The following is a 21,980-nucleotide window of genomic DNA, read 5'->3' as shown; positions in this document are numbered from 1 at the left end:
ACACACTCCTCGAGCATCGTCGCAGCAGCCATGTTGTTCGTATATAAGAACCATCGATCGTTATTGCGGCTGTAACGCTACGGACACCCGCCCGAAAGTGTCAACGCCCTGGCCTAGCCGTCTTCCGACAGCTCTCACGAACCCGGCTCGAGACGTGCCTCGCGGTTGTCGCGGCCAGCGACGACAGCGATGTTGAGCAGGTCGGCGAACGCCGACCAGCGCCACGATGATGGCGATCAGGCCCTGCACCGTTGAACCGGACGGCAGGAGGAACCGGACGGCAGAAGAGGGAAGCAGGCCGAACACTTCGAAGACGAAGGGGATGGTGCATGTACTGATGACGGTTGTGCCGCACCGGCGGCGTCAGCTCTCGTCAAAACCCAAGGTCAGGGGATGCTTCGACACGCCCCCGTTCTGGTCAGAGGATGAGCACGAGACGGCCGCGGACACCGCCGGCTTCCAGGCGACGGTGCGCTTCAGAGGCCTGGGCAGCGGGATATTCCGCGGCGACCCGCATCGTGAGTTCTCCTCGCTCGGCGTGCACACGAAGGGCGTCGAGCTTGCCCTGCTCGTAGACGTACTCCGGAACGAAGACCTCGTGGATGGTGACATTCGGGTGCTCACCCAGGGGGGCGACGCCGGGCATGTCGGACCTGCGGCCCATGACGAGCTGTCCGCCCGGGCGGACAGCCGGAAGGACTTCTCGCCCCAGGAGCGCCCCGTCCATGAGGCTGGAAACGCCGCCGGGGACGGCGTCGAGGATGCGGTCGGCCACGCCCGGGCCTCGGGCAACGATGCGATCGGCACCCAGTGATCGCACCAGTTCCTCGTCGGCGTGGGCGGCATCAGCCACCACGTGCAGCCCAGCGGCCTTGGCCAACTGGATGGTGTAGCCGCCCACCGCACCGGCGGCACCGGTGACGGCCATCCAGTCTCCAGCAGTCGGCGAGAGGAGATCCATGGCCTGCTGCACGGTCAGCCCGTTCGACGGGATAGTGGCTGCTTGGGCGTGGCTGCTGCCGGCCGGCGCGAGAGCCACCTGCCGTGGATCCAGAACGAGATGCTGTGCGTAGGCGCCCCCGGACGACATGTAGGGCACGACAAACGCCATCACCCGGTCCCCGAGCTTCAGGTCAGTCTCGGCGTCAGGCCCGATCTCGTCGACCACGCCCGCAGCCTCGTTACCTGGGCTGAACGGTGGGACGAGGCGGCCCTCGAACAGTGCCGCCGCCTCCCCCCTGCGGACTACTGCGTCCGACGGGTTCACCGTTGCGGCGTGCACGCGCACGCGGATCTGTCCGGGACCCGCGTGCTGGTCGGGGACATCCAGCCACCGCAGAACCTCCGGACCACCGAACTCCGTGACCACGACCGCCTTCATATCGCTCCCATCAGGCCAATCCGGCTGTGCACATACGGGGCCGCGAACACCACGCCCTGGTACCTAGCCAGCATGTAGGTATACGAGTGATACTACCTCTGTGACTAACGAATCGGATGTGTGCCAGGAAGAGGGCAGCCAGAAGGACACGCCCGCCGCCCTACCGGAGAGTTCCTCGAAGCCGCCGGTGCCGGCGCACTGGAACGACGAGCGGCGGGTGGCGCTCGTGCGCGGCATCCTGGCCCGGATCGGCGACAAATGGAGCGTGACCACCATCTGCTCGCTCGGGCAGCGGCCTCGCCGATTCAACGAGTTGCGACGCGACGTCGCCGGCATCACGCAGCGGCAGCTGACTTCCACCCTCAGGGCGCTGGAACGCGACGGCATCGTGTCACGCACGGTCTTCCCCTCGACTCCCCCTGCCGTGGAGTACGCGCTCACCGATGTCGGCCAGGACCTGGAGCGGGTCGTGTACACCCTCGCCGCATGGGCCGACAACCATGCCGACACCATCCGAGCTGCCCGCATTCACTACGACAGCCGGGCCGACACCTGACACCAGAGCCCGCATCGCCCACGGCACATGCCTGCCGTGAGCGACTCCGGCGCCGGCGGAGGCGGCGGGCCTTCCTCGAAACCGGCCTCAGACATCTCTGAACCCTGCCCACCGCCGTCGTCCCCGTCCAACCACCGCGCGTCCGGGTCGCGCAATGACGGCGACGGGCCCGGAGGCGGCGTAGCTGTACGGCCCAGGACGTTGAGGTTGCGATGGTTGAGGGGGACAGACGGGCGAATGGTTGACCGCCACGCAGGCCTGGTCGCGGTGCTGACGCAGCACGGCCGGCGCCACGGCCCCGAGTTCCTCGTACGAGCTTGCGGCGGGACGGGCCTCGCGCGAGGCCGCGCAGGAGCACGGCCAGATCCGCCGCGACGCCGACCTCGGCAACCTCATCGACCTGATCCGGGGCGCCTGCCGCATCCGTCTGCTGCCGCCCTGCCTCACCGTCACTCAGTGATCAGGCAGTGCCTTCCTGGCGCCGCGGGAGGATGACGGTCGCCGTGCCCGGCATGCAGTTCTGCTCGCGCTGGTTGTACGCCCAGGTCTCCAGGTGCACCACGGCGTCGCCATCGGCGTCGACCTCCTTGCCCACGACCTTGCCGCCAAGGCGGACCACGTCCGACAGGTAGACATGCGCCCTGTACTGACCGTGGATCGCCTTCACCGCACCGGTGTCCCCGATCCAGTGAGTGAGGGTGTGGAGCTGCCAGCACGTGCGCTGGATGCCCACGTCATAGGCGATCTGCGCGCCCTGCAACCGAGCGGCGTAGTCGTTGTAGTGCACCGAGTACACCGGCTCGAGGGCGTGCGTGCTGGGGTCACGGAAGGCCCACTTCGGGTGCTTGCGGTAGCGGCGCAGCGCGACGCCGTGCGCGGACAGGCGCGGGATCGGGGCTGCGCCGGAAGCCACGTAGGCGATCTCGTCGGTGAGCCCGATCGGGCCCTTGGTCAAGGTGTCGAGCTCGTCGCCGATCTGCACGTCCTCCCAGTACCGCGGCTCGGCACCGCGCGGGGTCTCGGCGAGAATGTCGTCCTCGACCTTCGCGAGTTCCTCGTCCGTCCACGGGTGCGGGAGCTCGATCGCGCGCGAGCTGCGGCGCTTCTGCATCTCGCCGCGTTCGAAGCGCATCCGCGAGCAGATGAACCTCGCGACGAGCCGACCGTCCTGGTTCCAGTACTCCTGACGCAGGTAGTCCTTGATCCGGCGGCCGCCGAAGGCGCTGTCGATCGGGTCGTCGAAACCGTCGAACCAGACGCGTGCCGTGATCTTGTCGCCGACGCGGATGGGGGCGTGGAAGGTCACGTCGGTCTCGGCGTGGAATCCGCCGAGACCGCGCCACCCGACCTGGACCGAGCCCAGGCAGGCGAAGATGAAGCTCGGCGGGGCGACGATCTCGCCGAACGGCCCGGCTGCGGCGTACTTCTCGTCCGTCCACAGCGGGTTGTCGTCACCGATGCCTTCGGCGAACCGCAGGATGGCCAGTCGGGTGGCGTATTCGTTGTTCACGCACGCGTCCGTGCGGAGCTCGGTACCGATCAGGTTCCGCATGCTCGTCAGCATCTCTTCGGTGAACTTGCCGGCGGCGAGTTCCTTGCCGAACCTCTCGCCCTGCGGGGCTTCCGTCGTCGTCATCGCACTTCCTCTGTGATCGTCAATCGTCGTATCGGTTCGCAATGGGGATTCGGCTGCTACCAAGCACCGTTGATCAACTCGCGGACGTCCTGCTCCTCGGGAAGGCGCGGCCCGGCGGTGATGGCCCAGTCGTCCATGGCGTGGGAGGCCGCCTCGGCGAGCGACTCCTGCTCGACACCGATGTCCTGGAGGCGGCGAGGCGCCTCGAAGACGTCCAGAAGGCGCTCGACCTCCGTGACGGCCGCTTCCGCGCTGCTGTCGGCAAGGCCCAAGTACTCCCCGATGGCCGCGAGTCGGCCGGGGACGACGCTCGCGTTGAATCGCATGGCGTGCGGCAGCAGCAGGGCTTCGACGACGCCGTTGGGCGCAGAGGACCTCGGCCCGATGGCGTGCGACAGGGCCTGCGCGAGTCCTCCGCCGGTGTGGTCGCTCCCCTGGCCGCTCGTGATCGCCGCAAGCATCAACTGCAGGCGTGGTGCTGCCAGTTCCGGGTCCTTCGCGACCCGCGGCAGCCAGGTCACGACCGTGCGCAGCGCGTGCGCCAGTTGCGCGTCGGCGAGCGGATCCACCCGGCGAGACTGCAGGCCCTCCACCGCCATCGAGAAGATGTTGAGAGCGGCCGACCAGCTCAGCCGTGGGGGCGCGGTGAGCGCCATCACCGGGTCGAGGACGACGCCTTGGGCGCGGGCCTTCGGGTCGTAGAGCGCGAGCCGCTCTCCCGTCTCCGGGTCGCGTACGGCGGCGCCCGCCTTGGCGTAGGCCGTGGTCGGCGAGCTCGGCACCACCCACTGCGGGAGCTTCGGCGCGGCGAGCTTCGGGCTCACGAGCCGGCCGTCCTCCCGCCGGGTGCACAGCTGCCGTACGTCCTTGCCCTCGCCCAGCAGGATGGTGGCCGCGCGGGCGGTGACGACCGACGAGCCACCACCGATGGCGATCAACGCGTCCGCCTCGTGCTCGGCCAGGAAGTCCCTGGCACGCTCGACCGAGGGCAGAGGGCTGTGTTCCTCGACCCCGTCGAACTGCCCGACGAGGCGCTCGCCGAGCACCTCATGAACACGGCCCATCGCCTCGGTGTGCGCCGCCACCGCGGGAATGCAGATGATCACCGCGCGGCGTGCGCCGACCCGCGCCAGTTCTCGCGGCAGGGCATCCAGTGCTCCCTCACCGCAGAACGTGCGGAAGGCCGGGGCAACATGCCGGATCCTCAGATCAGGTTCAGCGCTCACGTGCTGTCGCTCCTTCTGTCGTGTCGCGTCACGGGCGGGCAGCTCGTACGCGGTACTCCCACATGGGTAGTTGGGCTGGTTCGTTCACCGGCGTGTGAGCGACGGTCAGATGGCTCCGGCGTCGCGGAGCTTTGCAATGTCTTCGGCGGTGAGGCCGAGTTCTTCGGTGAGGACCTGGTCGGTGTGTTCGCCGAGTCCGCCGGAGCGGGTGGGTTCGACCATGGGTGAGTCGGAGAGGAAGAGCGGGCTGCCCAGGGTCATGAACGAGCCCTGCTCGTCCTCGACAGTGCGCAGCACGCCGCGTTCGCGTATGTGCGGGTCCTCCAGGAGTTCCGGCAGGGTCACCACCGGCGCGCACGGAATCTTGAGGTCCTTCAGCGCGGCGACGATCTCGTCCTTGCTCCGCGTCCGGGTCCAGGCGCCGACGACGGCGTCCACCTCGTCCATGTGCTCGCAGCGGCCGGGCATGGTGGCGAACCGCGGGTCGTCGGCGGCCGGGTCGTTCATCTGCGCGCGCAGCCGGTCCCAGTGCTTGTCGGTCGGGCAGAGCACCGTCACCCAGCCGTCCGCGGCCGGGTACGCGTTGTAGGGCGTGACCGACATGCCGCCGTGGCGGTTGCCGGTGCGTTCGAAGTCGGCGGTGTTCTTGCTGAGCAGTCCGGCGATGTTGGACGTCAGGGACGGGACAACCGCGTCTTGGAGAGCGACCTCGACGTGCTGGCCGCGCCCGGTGTGCGTCCGCTGATACAGCGCGGCGAGCACGCCGGCCAGGATGTGCGTCCCGGCCATGAAGTCCACCATCGAGGGTCCGGTGCGGACGGGGGCGCCGTCGGCGAAACCGGTGGTGCTCATGATGGCGGAGCGGGCCTGGATGGTGAGGTCCATGGCGGATTCGCCGGCGTAGGGGCCGAAGGATCCGAAGCCGGTACCGGAGGCCATGATCAGGCGGGGGTTGATGGCGCTGAGCTCGTCGTAGCCGAGGCCGAAGCGGTCCATGGCGCCGGGGGAGAGATTCTGCACGAGGACGTCGGCGCCATTGACGAGGTCGCGCAGGATGTCCTGGCCGGCGGGCTGGGTGAGGTCGAGGCGGATGTTGCGCTTGCCGGAGTTGAGGAAGCGGAACTGGATGGGGTAGCCGTCGTCGTCGACGGTCGGCAGGCGCCGGTAGGGGTCGCCCTGGGGCGCTTCGACCTTGATGACGTCGGCGCCGAGGCGGGCCATCAGCATGGTGCAGTACGGGGCGAAGTAGAACTGTCCGACACAGATCACCTTCACGCCTTCAAGGGCGGTCATGCACAGCCTCCGTCACATCGGGCGTCACTCACGTCGCGGAAGAAGGAACCTCACGCCGCTCTGCAGCGGCAGACCCTGGGCGCGGGCGCCGCAGGCGAGGCCCAGGATGACTCCACACCGGAATGCCCCACTTGAATGGTTCGTCATTATGAACCCTGGTCCGTATTTACAACCACGAGGCTAGGGTTGCGCCCTGCCGATGTCAACGGATGCGCAGCCCTCGGCGACGTTGACACCCGGACATGCGAGTCCTACCGTTCATTCGCCTATACGGTCAGCCGTTCGCAATTACGATCCAGGTGGCTAGGTGGCCGCGGTTCTCGACGACGCCGCCACTGTCCGTTCACCGACGAAAGGACAACCATGAAGGTCGGCTTCATCGGGCTGGGTTCCATGGGCCAGGGCATGGCTCTCAACTTGCGGCGAGCGGGACACGAGCTCGTCGTGCACGATCTCAACCGGTCGAGCGGCGCAGCGCTCGAAGAGGCGGGGGCGACCTGGGCGGACTCCGTCGCCGAGCTCGCAGGTTCGGTCGACGTGGTGTTCACGTCTCTGCCCGGCCCTGTGGAGATGCGGCAGATCGGCGTGGGCGACGAAGGGCTGTTGAGTGCGCTCAAGCCGGGCAGCACGTGGTTCGACCTGACTACCAACTCCCCCACGGTCGTGCGCGAGGTCCATGAGGCCTGCCGCGAGCACGACGTGGAGCTCTTCGACGCCCCGGTCAGCGGCGGCCCGAAGGGGGCCCGCTCCGGCAAACTCGCCATCTACGTAGGCGGGGACCGCGGCGCGTTCGACCGCGTGGGTTCGGTCCTCGAAGCCATCGGTGACCAGATCCTGTACGTGGGAGAGATCGGCGCCGGCAACACGGCCAAGCTGGTGCACAACTGCGCCAGCATGATCATTCGTTCGGGGATCGCCGAGGTCTTCACCATGGGGGTCAAGGCGGGCGTCGAACCCGACGCCCTCTGGCACGCCCTGCGTCAGGGCGCCATCGGCAGGGCCCGGACCTTCGACCGGGTCGGCGACCGGTACCTGCAGGAGGCCTTCGATCCGCCGTCGTTCGCGCTGGCGCTGGCGAACAAGGACCTTCGCCTTGCCCTGGAGCTGGCCGACCAGTTCGACGTCCCGATGCGCGCCGCCCGGCTGGTCCAGGAGGACTTCAAGGAGGCCCTCGACCGCGGTTGGGGCAACCGGGACTCGCAGACGCCGCTGCTCCTGCAGAACGAGCGAGCGGGCGTGACGATCAAGCTCAGCGCCGAAGAGGTCCAGGCCGTTCTCGACCGCGGCTGATCCACTCTCACTTCCCTGACTACGCGGAACCGGCTACGAGGAGACGACAGATGGACACCGCTGACACCACGGACGCCAACGGCATCAAGACCACCGGCCGACGGATCATGAACGAGCTCATGGGCGACGGCTACGTGGAGAAGAAGGACCAGAACCGCAACAGCTTCAACGACGTCATCCAGGACTACTCCGAGGAAGTCTGTTTCGGCCGTGTCTGGGCCCGCGACGGCATCGACCGCAAGACCCGCAGCATCATCAACCTCTCGGTGCTGACCGCGCTGGGCCGACCCGCGCAGCTCGCTCATCACGTCGAGGGAGCGATCAACAACGGCGCGACGGTCGCCGAGATCAAGGAGGTCCTCCTCCAGACCGCGGTGTACTGCGGTCTCCCCGCGGCCGGTGAGGCCTTCAAGGTGGCCGAAGGTGTTCTGCGGGCCGAGGGCCACCTCGACTGACCGCTCCTCCCGACTCCACGTCAGCAGGGTGGCCGCACATGCGCGGCCACCCTGCTGACGTGGTGCACGAGGTCCGTTGCCTAAAGCTGAGCCCACCTTGGCCCACGGGCCGGCGCCACCACGACGACAGCGGCGGCGGGCGCCCCATGCGCCCGCCGCCGTCTCACGTGCCGTGCTCAGGCGAGCTGCGACACCACCGACTTGGTCTCGAGGTAGTTCTCCAGGGCTTCCGGGCCGCTCTCCCGCCCCCAGCCCGACTGACGGTAGCCACCGGCAGGCATGTAGGCCCCGCCCGCACGGTGCACATTGATCCCGACGCGGCCCGCACGCAGTCGGCGCGCCACCGAGTGAGCCAGCGCACCATCGCGGGTCCAGACGCTGGAGGCGAGACCGTAGGAACTGTCGTTCGCCAGCGCCACTGCCTCATCGGTGTCGGAGAAGGGCATGATGCCCAGCACCGGGCCGAAGATCTCCTCCCGCATGACCGTCATCGACTGGTCGACATCCACCAGGACGGTGGGCTCGAAGAAGAAGCCCTGATTCCCAACTCGCTTGCCACCGCTGACGATTCGGGCGCCGTCCTCGATGCCGCGGCCGACGTATCCTGACACCCGGTCGAGCTGCTTCTGGGAGATGAGCGGGCCGAGTTCGGCCGTGGGATCCGAGCCCGCACCCAGGCGCATAGCGGCGCCGATCTCCGCCACGCCGCGCACGACCTCGTCGAACACGGACTCGTGTACGAACAGCCGTGTTCCCGCGGCGCAGACCTGACCGGAGTTCCAGAAGACCGCCGATGCCGCACCGGGGATGGCGGCCTTGAGGTCGGCGTCGCCGAACACGATGACCGGGGACTTGCCGCCGAGTTCGAGCGACAGCTTCTTCATGTTGCCTGTGGCTGCGTTCACGATGAGGCGGCCGACCTCGGTCGACCCCGTGAACGACACCGTGTCGACGTCCGGGTGCTCCGTCAGGGCGGCGCCGGCCGTTTCACCGACTCCGGTGACGACGTTGACCACGCCTGCCGGAACGCCCGCCTCAAGCAGAAGTTGCCCGAGCCAGAGCGAGGTCAGCGGTGTCTCCTCGGCGGGCTTCAGCACACAGGAGCATCCGGCCGCCAGGGCCGGGGCGAGCTTCTTGGCCGCCATACTCAATGGCGCGTTCCACGGCGTGATGAGCCCGGCGACACCCATCGGCTCGCGCAGCGTGTAGCCCTGGACGCGGCGCTCCGCGGGTCCGAGGTCGATCGTGCGGCCGTGGATCTTGTCCGCCCACCCCGCGTAGTACCGGAACTGGGCGGCAGCCTCGAGGACCATGCTCCTGGCCTGTCCGACCGGCAGGCCGAGGTTCAGGCTCTCCAGTCGCGCAAGGTCGTCGGCCCGCTCCCGCATGAGGTCGCCGACGCGCCAGAGCACGGCGCCGCGGTCGGGCCCGGACATGCCGCGCCACCGCCCCTCTTCGAAGGCGCGTCGCGCCGCCGCCACCGCCGTCTCGACGGCCTCCGCACCGCCGTCGGGCACGGCCGCGATGGCTTCTCCCGTGCTGGGGTCGAACACCGGGGTGGTGGACGCCGTCGGACACGTCCACTCCCCGTCGATGAGCATGGGGACGGGTTCGTCGTCCTGGTGCAGCTGTCGGGGCCAGGCACTCGTGGTTGCGGACATCGCTGTCGCCAAACCTTCCAGATGTCACCGCGGCCTGCTTGTGGCCGCGTCGGTGATCGTCCCGATACGGAGGAACGCGGACGGCGTCACCGGACCGGATCACATTCGTTCCTAATTCAGAACCATCGATCGCCATTATGAATCGCTTCCGAGGCGGGATGTCAACGCCGACTACGGACGTACCGCCACTCCCCCAGCGGCTGCCCGGAGTATTGACCCAAGCGGACCGACGCGGTTACGTTCCCCGCAAGCGGTTCCTAATTCCAGATTCGAGTTCTTATATACGAACCGCTTCACGTTGTGCTCCGGCGGCGAAAGCATCCGAAGCGCACACCGGACGAGCCGCCCGTTCATCCACCTCGCTCTCAATGACGAGTCATTCGAGGAGTCGGTCCGATGCCCACACGACGTCCCCCCGAGGATCTGGCACCCCAACCCGCCGGCCCCGCAGAGTCCCTTGAGCCGTCCTCATCCACATCCACGGATGCGAGGCCGGTGAAGATGCGCAAGGTGGCCGCAGCCAGCTTCATGGGCACTGTCATCGAGTTCTACGACTTCGGCATCTACGCCACCGCTGCCGCGCTGGTCTTCGCCGACACGTTCTTCCCGGCGCTGGGCGAGCACGCCGGCACCGTCGTCTCTTACGCGACCCTCGGTGTCGCCTTCATCGCCCGCCCGCTGGGCTCCATCCTGTTCGGACACTTCGGCGACCGCCTCGGGCGCAAGCGCACGCTCATCGCCACGATGTCGATCATGGGCGCGGCCACCGTACTGATCGGCCTGCTGCCGACCGCGGCAGCCATCGGTGTCGTCGCGCCCATCGCGCTCGTCGTGCTGCGGATCGCCCAAGGACTCGCAGCCGGTGGAGAGTGGGCGGGCGCCGCTCTGTTCACCTCCGAGCACTCGCCGCAGGCCCGCCGGGGCTTCTGGGCGATGTTCACCAACCTAGGCGGCGCGTTCGCCAACATCCTCGCGCTGGGGACGTTCCTGATCACCGGCCTCTACATGAGCGACGAGACCTTCGCGGCCTGGGGCTGGCGGCTGCCGTTCGTTCTCAGCATCCTGCTCGTCGTCGTCGGGCTCTTCATCCGGCTGCGGATCGAGGAGACCCCTGCCTTCGCAGCGCAGGCCAAGCGCCGCCGGGCAGGCGACGGCCTGCCGTTCAAGGACGCCTTCACCCACCAGTGGAAGGAAATCCTGCTCGGCGCGGGCTCGTTGGTCATGGCCTTCTCACTCGGATACATCGGCATCGCGTTCCTCACCAACTACGGCACCGCCACACTGGACCTGCCACGGCCCCAGGTGCTGGGCGCCGGCATGTTCGGCAACCTGCTGAACTGCCTGGCCATCATCGCGGGCGGCATCCTGACCGACCGGTTCGGGCGTCGACGGGTCCTGCTCATCGCCAACATCGTGGGCATCCCGTGGGCCTTGGCCCTGTTCCCGCTCCTGGACACCGGGACGCTCGGCGCCTTCTGGCTCGGCATGTCGGTGACCTTCCTGATCGCCGGTGTCGGATTCGGTGTCGCCGGATCGTTCCTGTCCGAGCTCTTCCACACCCGCTACCGCTATACCGCCGCCGGACTCTCCTACAGCCTGGCCGGCGTGCTCGGCGGAGCAGTCCCGCCGCTGGTGGCGGCGACCTTGATCAGCAGCTACGGCGGCTTCGTCTTCGGCGTCCTCCTCGCCGCCTACTGCCTCGTCGGCCTGATCTGCACGCTCGCCCTGCGCGAGACCCGCCACCGGGAACTCACCGAGCCGGCGCTGCCCGTAGGAGAGGCCGCATGACACTCACCATCACCGCCCTCTCCGTCGGCCGCGTCTTCGGACTCCACAAGCCGTCGCTCACCTACGTACGGGGATGGGGCGAGACCCTGGACATCCCGCTCATCATGTTCGTGATCCAGGGGGCCGGCGCCCCCGTGATCGTCGACACCGGCGCCGGCTTCGACCGTGCCGTGAAACACCACGGGATCAAGATGGAGCAGACGCCAGAGGAGCGCCCCGAAGCCGCGCTCAGGGAACTGGGGGTGGATCCTGCGGACGTCGGTGTCGTCATCAACACCCACCTGCACTGGGACCACAGCTCGAACAACCACCTGTTCCCGAACGCCCGCATCGTCGTCCAGCAGCGCGAGATCGACTACGCGAGCGATCCGGTGCCGTGGCACCGCCGTCAGTTCGAGCACCTGCCGGACCTGACGGCCGCGTGGCGCCGCGCCGAGGACAGGATCGACGCGATCGACGGCAACGCCGAGGTGGCGCCCGGCATTTCAGTGGTCGCGCTTCCCGGTCACACGCCCGGATCACAAGGGGTCGTCGTCGAGGCAGAGACGACGCGCTACCTACTGGCCGGCGACTGCATCGATCTCTACGAGAACTGGGAAGGCGACGCCGAGGACGAGCACATCCCGTCCGGCTCCTTCACGGACATCGTGGCGTACAAGAACAGCCTGGACCTGATCGAGAAGCTCGGGTGCGAGGTCGTCCCGAGCCATGACCCGCTCGTGGTCGAGCGTCGCGAGTTCCGCTGAGGCATCCGGGTCCCTCCTCGTAGAGACAGTTCGGCCCGGTGAGACCGCGCTCCGATGCGGCAACGGCCAAGGCCCCAGTACCCAAGAGCGGGTACTGGGGCCTTGGCCGTGTGCGTACGTCCTCAGGCAGCGGAGATGGTCTCTGTGTCGAGCACGAACCGGTACCGCACGTCACCCGCCGTCAGACGGTCGTACGCCGTGTCCAGCTCCTTCGCCGCGATCACCTCGACCTCGGCCTTGATCCCGTGCTCGGCACAGAAGTCCAGCATCTCCTGCGTCTCGGGCATGCCACCGCTCATCGAGCCGGCCAGCTTCCGCCGATTGGTGAGCAGGGTGTACGGATCGATCCTCAACGGTTCGTCGGGAACACCGAGGCTGACGAACGTGCCGTCGAAGTCGAGCAGTTCGAGATGGGCCGAGAGATCGAAGTTCGAGGGGACCGTCGACACGATGAGGTCGAAGGAGTCCCGCATCGCCGCCAGGTCACCGGTCGTGCGGAAGTCGTCCGCGCCGAGTCGCTCGGCGTCGGCGCGCCGGTCCTCGGTAAGTTCGAGGACCGTCGTGTGCGCGCCGAGGGCGTGCGAGATCTGCACGCCGATGTGGCCCAGTCCGCCGAATCCGAGGATGCCGACCCGCTTGCCGGGGCCTGCGCCCCAGTAGCGCAGCGGCTGGTACATCGTGATGCCGGCGCACATCAGAGGCGCGGCGGACTCCAGCGGCAACCTGTCGGGGATGCGGGCCACGAAGCGCTGGTCGGCGACGGTGCGTTCGCTGTATCCGCCCAGTGTGACCTGCCCGTCACGGCCGACCCCGTTGTACGTCAGCACCTTGCCGCGGCGACAGTAGGACTCCTGCCCCGCCCGGCACACCGCGCACTCCCGGCAGGAGTCGACCAGGCATCCGATGCCGACGTGGTCACCCACCATCAGCCCGGTGACCTCGGCGCCGACTTCACGGACGACCCCGGCGATCTCGTGACCCGGGACGATCGGATACCGGGTGTGCCCGAACTCGGCCCGGGCGTGGTGGACGTCGGTGTGACAGACGCCGGCGTAGGCGATGTCCAGCAGCACGTCCGTCGGGCCGACGTCGCGGCGTTCGATGGTGACAGTGCTGAACGGGGCGGTCGGCCCGGTCATGGCCCGGGCCTGTGCGGTGATCAACGCTCGCTCCTTCCAAGGGGGTTGGTCTGCGCTTCCGACGCTCAGCTGATGAGGGACTGGTACTCGAGGTACTCCTCGATTCCGTACCGGCCCATCTCGCGGCCGATGCCCGACAGCTTCAGACCACCATGAGGAGCACGCATGTCGATGGGGGCGCCGTTGATGCGCACACGCCCGGTGCGGATGCGCCGACCGATGTCGCGGGCCCGCTCCGGATCGGCGGACCAGACACCACCGGCGAGCCCGTAGTCGGAGTCGTTGGCGATCGCGACGGCGTCGTCCGCGTCCTCGTACGGAATGATGACGTTGACCGGCCCGAAGACCTCCTGCCGCGCCAGCGTGTCGTTGTTGGTGCCGCTGAACACGGTCGGCCGCACGTAGTAGCCCCGGTCGAGGTGTTCCGGCGCCTCCGGACCGCCCGTGACCAGCCGCATCCCCTCGTCGATCCCCGTCCGGATGTAGCGGCGCACGCGCTCGCGCTGAACCTCCGAGACCACCGGGCCGAGGGTCGTCGCCTCGTCGAAGGGGTCGCCGATGACGAACGTCGCCGCCTTGGCCGCGGCGATCTCCTCGGCCTCGGCAAGCCGCGACCGCGGCACGAGCGTCCGCGAGAGTCCGCCGCAGACCTGACCCGCGTTACGGAAGGCGTCGGTGAGCCCGTCCGTGATGGCCTTCTCCAGGTCGGCGTCCTCGAGGATGATGTTGGCGGACTTGCCGCCGAGTTCCAGTGCCACGCGCTTGACCGACTTGGAAGCGAGTTCCATCACCCTGCTGCCGGCGCGCACCGAGCCGGTCAGCGACACGATGTCGACCAACGGGTGGGTCGCGAGCGCCTCACCGATCTCCGGGCCCGGGCCGCTGACCACGTTGAATACCCCGTCCGGCAGCCCCGCTTCGGCGGCGGCCTCAGCGAAGGCGAACGAACTCAGCGGCGCGACCTCGGTGCCCTTCAGCACCATGGTGCATCCCGCCGCGAGCGCGGCACCCGCCTTGAGCGTGATCATCCGCATGGGGCCGTTCCACGGGGTGATCGCCGCGGCCACACCCGCGGGGATGCGCCGCACGATCGTGTCGTCGAACCGCTCCTCCCACACGATGTTCTTGATGCTCGCCGCGGCGATGCGCAGGTCGTTGATGGGGGTGGCGACATGAGAACTGCGGGCCAGCGCGATCGGTGTGCCGATCTCGCGGACGGTGGACCGCGTCAGTTCCTCGGCCTTCGCTTCGAGGATGTCGGCGATGCGGGTGATGACCGCAGTCCGTGCCTCGAGTGAGGTACGTGACCAGGTCTCGAATGCCCGGGCCGCAGCCTGGGCGGCACGGTCGACATCAGTGGTGTGGCCCCGTGGCACTGTCGCGATCGGCTCTTCGGTCGCCGGGTTGACGACGGTGAGCACCCCGGTACCCGCCGATTCGACCCACTTGCCGTCAATGAAGATCGCGTCCCGCTCGATCACGACTCTCTCCCTCGTGCAAGCACCACCGAGGCCGTTGGAACGCGCATCGCCAGTGATCGCATATACGAACCAGTGTCCCTTATTGCGATTCTGACGCTACAGGCGGCTACTGGGCGCGGTCAATGGGCAGGTCAACGCACCCGCCCCTCAGGGGGCGACCGCACGCCAACGCTCCGGCCTGCCCCCACTGCGCCCGATCCGCCCGCTCGCACCCAGCCGCATCAAGTGCGCCGAGGTCTCGGCGAGCGCCGACCGCAGCGAGCGCGGGGTGAAGGTGGCGAACTCCCGTGCCCAGGACACCGCCTCGGCCACCTTCCATACCGTGTCGCACCCGTGTACGACGGCACGCTCGATCTCCGCGAGCCGCTCGTCGTGGTGCTGACGCAGGACGTCGAGACGACGGGACAGCCGGTCGAAGGGCCACTCGTGCCCGGGGAGCACCGTCGCGGAGTCCGGGATGCGGTCCAGACGCGTCAGGGAAGCCAGGAATTCCCGCAACGGGTCCGGGCCGGATCCGGGCCGGCGCGCGACGTTCGGCGTCACCCTCGGCAGGACGTGATCGCCGGTCAGCAGCAGGTTCCGCTCGCGTTCGTGGAAGCACAGGTGCCCCGCGGTATGGCCAGGGGTGTGCACGGGAATCAGCGCTCCCCCCGTACCGGGGACCGGCACCCCGTCCCGGAGCTCCACGTCCGGCTCGACCGCCGGCAACACCGCGTCGAGTGCGCGCAGTTCACCGTCCAGCTCGCCGAGCAGGGGCCCCGGTACGCCACACTCCCGCAGCCAGTCCGCGATCTCCGCGCGCCGCGCACGGCGCTCCGCCGCGCCGACCCGGATCTGCGCGCGCTCACCCGGGTGAGTCCCGATCCACACCGATGTGTGCTCCCGGATACGGCGAGCAAACCCGTAGTGGTCCGGATGGGCATGGGTGACCACGACGCCCATCACCTCGTCGAGACCGGCGCCCGCCCGTGCGAGCCCGGCGAGGAAGGCGTGCCACGCCTCATCGGAGTCCCAGCCGAGGTCGACGACGACGATCCCGTCCGGATAGCGCAGCGCGTAGGAGTACGAGTACGCCAGCGGACTGGGGAACGGGACCGCAGTTGCCCAGGCCCCGCCGGCCACCGCGAATCCCTCGATCCGTCGAGTGGGGCGCTCCTCGGGGCGACGGTAGGCCTCGGCGATGTCTTCCTGCGGCGACGTTTGCATCACACCTCGATCAAGTTCGTTATGGCGAACACTGGATCGTAATTACGGGCGCACACGATAGGCTGCATCCGAGCCGCGGGTCAACGCGAGCCAAGCCGCAGCGCTCTCCGAAGCATGCGACCCAGTGACGACGTCTGGCGACGGAAGGACCCCTCGCAGCATGACCGGGACCCACGAGAGCACACACCAGGGCAAGGACTCCCAACACCGGCTTCTCCTGCCGGCGTTGATGTTCACGGCACTCTCCGTCTCAGCGATCAGCACCCTCGGCGCCCCGATGGTGCCGACCATCGCCCGTGAGCGGCACGTGTCGCTGAGTGCCGCTCAGTGGGTCCTGACCGCGACTCTGCTGGCCGGGGCGATCGCCGGGCCCGTACTCGGCCGACTCGGGGACGGTCCGCGCCGGAAGGGAGCCGTTCAAGGAACGCTTGTCGGCGTGTTCGCCGGGAGTGTTCTGGCGGCGCTCGCCCCCGCCTTCGGCCTGCTGCTGGCGGGACGCGCGCTGCAGGGACTGGGCATGGGGCTGATGCCGCTGACCATCGCCGTGGCCCGCGACCATCTCCCCGCGCCGCGGATGCGCTCGGGGATCGCGGCGCTCTCGATCACGACGTCCGTCGGCGCCGGACTCGGTTACCCCCTGACGGGCCTCATCGCTCAGCACCTCGACTACCGTGCGGGCTTCTGGTTCGCGGCCCTGCTGAGCGCTGCCGCGCTGATCGTGGTCACCCACGTCATACCTGCGAGCTCCTCCGCCGCACAGCACCCCCTCGATATCACCGGGGCCGTGCTGCTCTGCTCGGGCCTGGCCGCGATCCTCCTGGCCCTGAGCCAGGGCGAGGCCTGGGGTCCGGCGTCCGGCACCACTCTGAGCTGTCTCGGCGCCGGTGTACTGCTCCTGGCCGTGTGGATCGCGCAGGCTCTCCGCGCGCGGCACCCGCTGGTCGACATCCGGCTGATACGCAACCGCGCGGTCCTGGCGGCCAACGCGACGGCGCTGCTCGTGGGCATCGGCATGTACGCCGTACTGTCCCTGGTCAATCTCTACACACAGGTTCCCGCGGCGGCCGGATACGGGTTCCACCTCTCGCTCTCCGCCACGGGGCTCGTCCTGATGCCCATGTCCCTGGGGAGTCTCACCGCGAACCGGGCCGCTTCAGCGCTGGTCTCCCGCATCGGGCTCTACCGCGTGCTTCCCCTGGGTGCGCTGGTGGTCTGCGTCGACCTGGTTCTGCTCGCCCTGTGGCGCGAGCACGTCGCCGTCCTCGTGCTCGGCACCTTCCTGCTCGGCACGGGCGTGGGGGCCGCCTATGCCGTGATGCCCATCCTCATCGTGCGGCACGTCCCTCCGGCCGAGACCGGCAGCGCGACGAGTTTCAACCAGGTACTGCGTACGGTGGGCGGCTCCGTGGGCAGCGCGGCGATTTCAGCGATCATGCTGTCCTACACCCCGCCTGCGGGCGACATTCCTGACGGCACCGCCTACACCACGGCGTTCCTGGTGACCGCCGCGGCATCCTTCCTCGGTGTCGTAGCGGCGGTCGTGCTCCCACCGCGCCGGGGCGCAGTGGCCGACCCTGGGGACGGTGTCGCGGCACGGGGACGCGAGGCGCACAAGCAGACGGCCGGGCCGCGGCGCGGCCCGGCCGAACTCCCGGTGCATCCTGGGCAGGAAGACGTCCCCTGCTCAGATCGGCTCCCTCGCTGAGATCTTCTGCGCCGACCAGGAGTCGACGTGCTTGAGGAGCGTCTTGCGCAGCTTCGCCTCACGGGGCCTCATCTCGGCGGCCTGACCGATGAGGATCGCCACGCCGACGCTGTCGCCGGCCTGATTGCGCACGACGGCCGCGAGCGCGAGCTGAGCACCGTGGTGACGAAGGTTGGTGGCGACACGGCTCTTGCTGATGTCCGCGAGCTCGGCGAGGAACTCCGAGACGAGCTCCGGGTTCTCCGCCTGCTGTCGACGAAGGTAAGCCTCCCGGTCCGCGTCCTGGCGCGCTACCAAGAGGGCTTTGCCACCCGCGGTGTTGAGCAGAAGCCGCCGAATGTTGCTGCGGGCCGCGAACCCTGTGAGGGCGTCCGTGCCCGACTCACCGATATAGATCAGGTCATCGCCGGCCTCGACGCCCAGAAAGACGGTCAGGCCGGTCGCCTTGTGCAGTGCGTCAAGATCGGCCTGCGTCACCTGTCCGGCACGGATGTGGCCGCTGGCCAGCGTGAGACCGTACACGGCCGGGCCGAGATAGAAGCGGCGGTTGTCCTCGTACAGCCAGCCCTTGGCCTGCAGGCCCCGGATGAAGCCGTGTACCGAGCTCTTCGGGGCGCCCAGCGCCCGGGCGATCTCGGCGAAGCCGATGCCCGGGTGATAGACGACCTCTTCCAGGATCTGGGTCACCCGGTCGATGGTCCGGTGGTTCTTCGGACCGCTGTCATCGGAAGCTGAAGACGTGTCTGTCACACGGCCCAATGTAATGGAATCCGACCAGGGATTCATAATTACGAACTCGTAAATCGAGGCTGCCGCTTCTCGACGGAGGCCGCGATCCCCTCGGCGAAATCCGCCGTCCCCAGCAGCGCGGCCTGGGCGTTCGCCTCGATGTCGAGAGCCGCCGAGACCTCGGCCACCATGTCGCGTCGCATCGTGGCCCTGATCGCCGGCAGCGAGAGCGGGGCGGAGGCGGCGATCTGTGTGGCGAAGTCGATGGCCGCGGCGCGGGGATCGTCGGCGACCCGGTCGCACAGCCCCAGGCCGACGGCTTCCTCGCCGCTGACGGACCGCCCGGTGTAGAGCAGCTCCAGGGCGCGCTGCTGGCCGAGCGCCCTCGGCAAGGTCACGCTCAGGCCGAAGCCGTGGTGAAAGCCGAGGCGGGCGAAGTTGGCGGTCAGGCGGGCATCCGCGGCCGCGACGCGGAAGTCCGCGGCCATGGCGAGACCGAGACCGCCACCGACCGCGGCACCGTGCAGGGCGGCCACGACCGGCTTGCGCCCGGAGAAGATCCGAAGGGCCTGCCGGTAGAACCGGCGGATCCCCGCCGCTCCGATGCCCCGCAGGTCGACGCCCGCGCAGAAGTGCTTGCCCTGCGCGGCGAGCACGACGCACGAGACCTCGTCGTCATCGTCGTAGGCAAGGAGCGCGTCGGCCAGTTCGGTCAGCGCCTTCTCGTCGACGAAGTTGTGGGGCGGTCGGCACAGCTCCAGCAGGGCTACGCGGTCGGCCACTTGCTCGCGCACGATGTCGCTCATGCTCCTTCACCTGCCTTGACGGTGAGAGCCGCCCGCGCCTGTGCCGCCAGCGACTTCTTGTCGATCTTTCCGGAGTGGTTGGTGGGCAGCGGCTCGTGCTGCAACTGCCACCGGCTGGGGACGGCGAAGGACGCCAGCTTGGCACGGAGCTCCTCGCGCAGCCGCTGTTCGGTCAGGCCGCTCTCCACGGCGACCACCGCCATCACCTCCTCCCCCAGGTCCGGGTGCGGGACGCCGAACACCGCGGATTCGACCACCCCGGGAACGCCCGCGAGCGCCTCCTCCACCGCGGCCGGCGCGATGTTCTCACCGCCGCGGATGATCATGTCCTTCGCCCGCCCGGTGATCCACAGGTAGCCGGCGTCGTCGATGTGCCCGAGGTCGCCGGTGTGCAGCCATCCGTCGCTGTCGATCGGTGACTCGTCCAGGCCGAAGTACCCGACCATCTGGGTGGGGCTGCGCACCAGGATCTCGCCGTCCCCGAGGTCGGCGGATTCGAGAACCTTCAACTCGACACACGGCAGGGGCCGTCCGCTGGTCCCGGGCAGCTGTGTGGTGTCCCGGCCGGACGCCGCCGTGGCCTGGCCTCCGTTCTCGGTCAGGCCGTAGCCGGTCGGCACCCTCGGCTCGACGCCGGGCAGTCCCGCCCGCAGCTGCGCGAGGAACTCGGCGTGCACCGGTGCTCCGCCGACCGTGATCGAGCGCAGGGACGTCAGGTCGCGGCGATGGACCTCGGGGTGCTCCAGCACGCGGGCGACCATCGTCGGTACGGCGCTCCAGCGGGTGATACCCCACTCCTCGACAAGCCGCAGGGCCTCCCCCGCGTCGAACCTGCCGGACGGCATGACCAGGGTGTCGCCGACCGTGATGGCGCGGATGAGCGTCTGGACACCGCCGATGTGGAACATCGGCCCGGTGTGCAGGCCGGCGTCCCCCGTGGACTCGTCCACCTGGTGAGGCAGCCGTCGTGTGATGTGCAGCAGCATGTGCAGTCCGGCCAGGAGCGAGCGGTGCGAGAGCACGACCGCCTTCGGACGACCGGACGTTCCGGAGGTGAAGACGATGGCCGCCGGCGCGTCCTCGTCGTCCTGTCCGCTCTCGTCGGAGAGCGAGTGTCGATGGGTACCGGCAGAGTCATCGCAGGCCCAGCGCCCCACCGGCGCGCCGGCCGGGAGATTGGCCGCGCCCCGCGCGTCGGCGAGGATCAACTTGGGGCTCAACAGCGCCAGACTGTCGGCGAGTTCCGCCTTGCCCCACCAGGCGTTGGCAAGGACCGGTACCGCGCCGACGCTCACGCAGGCCCAGAAGTTGGTGATCCATTCCGCGCTGTTCCACCCGAGCAGCAGGACCTGGTCTCCGCGTCCGACCCCGGATCCCTCGAGTTCGACCGCCTTGGCGGCGACCGCGTCGCGCAGCCCCGTGAAGGTGACGACCTGCTCGCCCTGAGCGATGTGAGCCCGCTCGCCCCAGCGATCGGCGAAGGTCAGCAGTCCGGCGATGCTGCGTGGGCGGTCCCGGTAGGTGCGAAAGGCGGTGCCGCGGACGGTCTCGACACCGATCTCTTCGCCCCATACAGATGTCGTTGAGTTCATGTGTTCCTCCATGGGCTGCAGACGCCGTAGGCGCTGCCTGCCCCTTGGTTCAGTGCTGGACGATGGGTTATGGCAGAGGCACGACTACCGTTCCAGGCTCATCGGCTCATCCCCCGAGTTCGACGACGGCACGGCCCCGTACGCGCCCGTCATGGAGTGCCTCGACGGCGGTGTTCAGCTCGTCCAGCGTGAACCGGTCGGTCACCAAGGCGCTCGGGTCGAACCGGCCGTCACGGGTCCAGTCGACGAAGGTCTCGAAGTCGCGCGCCGGGGCGCAGCTGCCGCCGACGCAACCGAGCAGGCCCTTCTCCCCGTTCAGCAGGTCCATGCTGTCCAGCGGGAACGGCGTCCGCGGGATGCCCACGAGTACGTCTGCCCCTCCGCGGATGCCTGCGCCGCGGATGCCGGGACGTACGGAGGCGAGGCTCACCGGGATGTTCGTGCCGATGCCGGTGCAGTCGAAGGCGTAGTCGACCCCTTGTGTCCCGTCGTCGTGCGGGGTCAGGGCGCGGATGGCCGCAACGGGGTCGGTCTTCTTGACGTTGATCACCTCGGTCGCCCCGAACTGCCGCGCGAGCTTCAGCTTGTCGTCGTCGACGTCGACGGCTATGACCGGCGTGGCCTTGAGGATGGCGGCGCCGGCGATCGCGCACAGACCTACACCTCCGGCTCCCCAGACGGCGACGCTCTGCCCAGGGCGGACCGCGGCGCTGTTCATCACGGCGCCCGCCCCGGTCATCAGTGCGCAGCCGATGATCGAGCCCAGGTCCTGGGGGGTGCCGTCCGGGGCTTGACCACATATTGCTCGTCGACGACGGCGTGCGTGCCCCAGGTGAACGTGTTGTGCGTCCTGGCCACGTCCCCATTGGCGAAGGCGACGTGAGAGGGCACGGGCGGGCGACCGTCCAGTGGCGCCCGGGGGATCCAGGTGGTCAGCACCCGGTCCCCGGGCGCCACGTAGTCCACCTGGTCACCCACAGCGGCCACCGTGCCGATCGACTCGTGCCCGAGGAGCATCGGTTCGGTCCTCGAGTGGTCGTAGATCCTGTCCAGTTGGCTGTGGCAGACCCCGAAAGCCTGCTGCTCGACGGCGACTTCGTGCGGCCCGAGGGCGTCCAACGTGACGTCACGTATTTCCAGACGCTGCTGCCCGGGCGGGAGGACCGCGATGCGTGCGTCAATGGTCATGACGGTTCAGCTCCTTGTTCCGTGCGGTCGCTCAAGGGGCTACCGACACCCTGAAGTTCATATATACGATCCCTGGTACGTATTTACAGCCACGAGGCTATG

Annotated in this window: 19 protein-coding genes; 6 read left to right on the top strand and 13 right to left on the bottom strand. The window is 68.7% G+C overall.

What is annotated here, in order from left to right:
* Positions 1-418: 418 nt before the first annotated feature.
* Positions 419-1,381 carry an NADP-dependent oxidoreductase gene (locus OHA58_RS33940; protein WP_405483533.1) on the bottom strand — a complete coding sequence of 321 codons (963 nt, stop codon included), beginning with the start codon at positions 1,379-1,381 and terminating at the stop codon, positions 419-421.
* 100 nt (positions 1,382-1,481) lie between these two features.
* Between OHA58_RS33940 and OHA58_RS33935 the strand changes: the two genes are divergently transcribed.
* Positions 1,482-1,937, top strand: coding sequence for a winged helix-turn-helix transcriptional regulator (locus OHA58_RS33935; RefSeq protein ID WP_405483532.1), 456 nt, complete (start codon positions 1,482-1,484; stop codon positions 1,935-1,937).
* 460 nt (positions 1,938-2,397) lie between these two features.
* Here the strand turns inward: OHA58_RS33935 and OHA58_RS33930 are convergent, their stop codons facing one another.
* The 3 genes from OHA58_RS33930 to OHA58_RS33920 form a co-directional block, all read right to left on the bottom strand.
* Positions 2,398-3,573 (bottom strand): MaoC family dehydratase N-terminal domain-containing protein, encoded by a 1,176-nt coding sequence (locus tag OHA58_RS33930; protein WP_405483531.1) that lies wholly within the window; start codon positions 3,571-3,573, stop codon positions 2,398-2,400.
* A gap of 56 nt (positions 3,574-3,629) precedes the next feature.
* A complete protein-coding gene (locus tag OHA58_RS33925) occupies positions 3,630-4,799 on the bottom strand; it encodes an iron-containing alcohol dehydrogenase family protein (protein ID WP_405483530.1) in 1,170 nt (389 codons plus the stop codon).
* 105 nt (positions 4,800-4,904) lie between these two features.
* The gene (locus tag OHA58_RS33920; protein WP_405483529.1) at positions 4,905-6,092 is read right to left on the bottom strand and encodes a CaiB/BaiF CoA transferase family protein; all 1,188 of its coding nucleotides are present in this window, start codon (positions 6,090-6,092) and stop codon (positions 4,905-4,907) included.
* A gap of 135 nt (positions 6,093-6,227) precedes the next feature.
* Here OHA58_RS33920 and OHA58_RS33915 point away from each other — a divergent pair, with 135 nt between their 5' ends.
* Entirely contained in the window at positions 6,228-7,382 is a 1,155-nt protein-coding gene (locus OHA58_RS33915; RefSeq protein ID WP_405483528.1) for an NAD(P)-dependent oxidoreductase, read from the top strand.
* Between the two features lie 50 nt (positions 7,383-7,432).
* Entirely contained in the window at positions 7,433-7,837 is a 405-nt protein-coding gene (locus OHA58_RS33910; RefSeq protein WP_405483527.1) for a carboxymuconolactone decarboxylase family protein, read from the top strand.
* A 176-nt stretch (positions 7,838-8,013) separates the two neighbouring features.
* On the opposite strand, the gene OHA58_RS33905 is transcribed toward OHA58_RS33910, so the two are convergent.
* The gene (locus OHA58_RS33905; RefSeq protein WP_405483526.1) at positions 8,014-9,498 is read right to left on the bottom strand and encodes an aldehyde dehydrogenase family protein; all 1,485 of its coding nucleotides are present in this window, start codon (positions 9,496-9,498) and stop codon (positions 8,014-8,016) included.
* 510 nt (positions 9,499-10,008) lie between these two features.
* Between OHA58_RS33905 and OHA58_RS33900 the strand changes: the two genes are divergently transcribed.
* On the top strand, positions 10,009-11,286 hold the full coding sequence (locus tag OHA58_RS33900; protein ID WP_405483525.1) for an MFS transporter: 1,278 nt from the start codon (positions 10,009-10,011) through the stop codon (positions 11,284-11,286).
* A complete protein-coding gene (locus OHA58_RS33895) occupies positions 11,283-12,032 on the top strand; it encodes an N-acyl homoserine lactonase family protein (protein WP_405483524.1) in 750 nt (249 codons plus the stop codon). The genes OHA58_RS33900 and OHA58_RS33895 overlap by 4 nt, the downstream gene beginning before the upstream one ends.
* Positions 12,033-12,154: 122 nt before the next feature.
* Here OHA58_RS33895 and OHA58_RS33890 read toward each other — a convergent pair whose 3' ends face one another.
* The 3 genes from OHA58_RS33890 to OHA58_RS33880 form a co-directional block, all read right to left on the bottom strand.
* The gene (locus OHA58_RS33890) at positions 12,155-13,195 is read right to left on the bottom strand and encodes an NAD(P)-dependent alcohol dehydrogenase (protein WP_405483523.1); all 1,041 of its coding nucleotides are present in this window, start codon (positions 13,193-13,195) and stop codon (positions 12,155-12,157) included.
* 41 nt (positions 13,196-13,236) lie between these two features.
* Entirely contained in the window at positions 13,237-14,652 is a 1,416-nt protein-coding gene (locus tag OHA58_RS33885; protein ID WP_405483522.1) for an aldehyde dehydrogenase family protein, read from the bottom strand.
* A gap of 147 nt (positions 14,653-14,799) precedes the next feature.
* Positions 14,800-15,858: an MBL fold metallo-hydrolase gene (locus OHA58_RS33880; protein ID WP_405483521.1), complete on the bottom strand. Its 1,059-nt coding sequence runs from the start codon at positions 15,856-15,858 to the stop codon at positions 14,800-14,802.
* A gap of 160 nt (positions 15,859-16,018) precedes the next feature.
* Between OHA58_RS33880 and OHA58_RS33875 the strand changes: the two genes are divergently transcribed.
* A complete protein-coding gene (locus OHA58_RS33875; RefSeq protein ID WP_405483520.1) occupies positions 16,019-17,563 on the top strand; it encodes an MFS transporter in 1,545 nt (514 codons plus the stop codon).
* Here OHA58_RS33875 and OHA58_RS33870 read toward each other — a convergent pair.
* The 5 genes from OHA58_RS33870 to OHA58_RS33850 all read right to left on the bottom strand — a co-directional run bounded on the left by OHA58_RS33870 (position 17,543) and on the right by OHA58_RS33850 (position 21,878).
* On the bottom strand, positions 17,543-18,313 hold the full coding sequence (locus OHA58_RS33870) for an IclR family transcriptional regulator (protein WP_405483519.1): 771 nt from the start codon (positions 18,311-18,313) through the stop codon (positions 17,543-17,545). The genes OHA58_RS33875 and OHA58_RS33870 overlap by 21 nt on opposite strands.
* Positions 18,314-18,351: 38 nt before the next feature.
* Positions 18,352-19,098: an enoyl-CoA hydratase/isomerase family protein gene (locus OHA58_RS33865; protein WP_405483518.1), complete on the bottom strand. Its 747-nt coding sequence runs from the start codon at positions 19,096-19,098 to the stop codon at positions 18,352-18,354.
* A complete protein-coding gene (locus tag OHA58_RS33860) occupies positions 19,095-20,690 on the bottom strand; it encodes a class I adenylate-forming enzyme family protein (RefSeq protein WP_405483517.1) in 1,596 nt (531 codons plus the stop codon). Before OHA58_RS33860 ends, OHA58_RS33865 begins: the two co-directional genes overlap by 4 nt.
* A gap of 106 nt (positions 20,691-20,796) precedes the next feature.
* Entirely contained in the window at positions 20,797-21,429 is a 633-nt protein-coding gene (locus OHA58_RS33855) for a zinc-binding dehydrogenase (RefSeq protein WP_405483516.1), read from the bottom strand.
* Positions 21,429-21,878: an alcohol dehydrogenase catalytic domain-containing protein gene (locus tag OHA58_RS33850; RefSeq protein WP_405483515.1), complete on the bottom strand. Its 450-nt coding sequence runs from the start codon at positions 21,876-21,878 to the stop codon at positions 21,429-21,431. Before OHA58_RS33850 ends, OHA58_RS33855 begins: the two co-directional genes overlap by 1 nt.
* Positions 21,879-21,980: the final 102 nt, after the last annotated feature.

The organism is Streptomyces sp. NBC_00009 (assembly GCF_045040855.1).
Taxonomy (GTDB): domain Bacteria; phylum Actinomycetota; class Actinomycetes; order Streptomycetales; family Streptomycetaceae; genus Streptomyces; species Streptomyces aureus.
Note: the sequence above shows the minus strand (reverse complement) of the source record. Positions and strands in the feature narration are given on the sequence as shown.

Excerpts from the sequence above, each read along its gene's own strand:
- OHA58_RS33940 (WP_405483533.1), bottom strand. The coding sequence starts at position 1,381 with ATGAAGGCGGTCGTGGTCACGGAGTTCGGTGGTCCGGAGGTTCTGCGG.
- OHA58_RS33930 (WP_405483531.1), bottom strand. The coding sequence starts at position 3,573 with ATGACGACGACGGAAGCCCCGCAGGGCGAGAGGTTCGGCAAGGAACTC.
- OHA58_RS33920 (WP_405483529.1), bottom strand. The coding sequence starts at position 6,092 with ATGACCGCCCTTGAAGGCGTGAAGGTGATCTGTGTCGGACAGTTCTAC.
- OHA58_RS33915 (WP_405483528.1), top strand. The coding sequence starts at position 6,228 with ATGGTTCGTCATTATGAACCCTGGTCCGTATTTACAACCACGAGGCTA.
- OHA58_RS33910 (WP_405483527.1), top strand. The coding sequence starts at position 7,433 with ATGGACACCGCTGACACCACGGACGCCAACGGCATCAAGACCACCGGC.
- OHA58_RS33905 (WP_405483526.1), bottom strand. The coding sequence starts at position 9,498 with ATGTCCGCAACCACGAGTGCCTGGCCCCGACAGCTGCACCAGGACGAC.
- OHA58_RS33895 (WP_405483524.1), top strand. The coding sequence starts at position 11,283 with ATGACACTCACCATCACCGCCCTCTCCGTCGGCCGCGTCTTCGGACTC.
- OHA58_RS33880 (WP_405483521.1), bottom strand. The coding sequence starts at position 15,858 with ATGCAAACGTCGCCGCAGGAAGACATCGCCGAGGCCTACCGTCGCCCC.
- OHA58_RS33875 (WP_405483520.1), top strand. The coding sequence starts at position 16,019 with ATGACCGGGACCCACGAGAGCACACACCAGGGCAAGGACTCCCAACAC.
- OHA58_RS33865 (WP_405483518.1), bottom strand. The coding sequence starts at position 19,098 with ATGAGCGACATCGTGCGCGAGCAAGTGGCCGACCGCGTAGCCCTGCTG.
- OHA58_RS33860 (WP_405483517.1), bottom strand. The coding sequence starts at position 20,690 with ATGAACTCAACGACATCTGTATGGGGCGAAGAGATCGGTGTCGAGACC.
- OHA58_RS33855 (WP_405483516.1), bottom strand. The coding sequence starts at position 21,429 with ATGACCGGGGCGGGCGCCGTGATGAACAGCGCCGCGGTCCGCCCTGGG.
- OHA58_RS33850 (WP_405483515.1), bottom strand. The coding sequence starts at position 21,878 with ATGACCATTGACGCACGCATCGCGGTCCTCCCGCCCGGGCAGCAGCGT.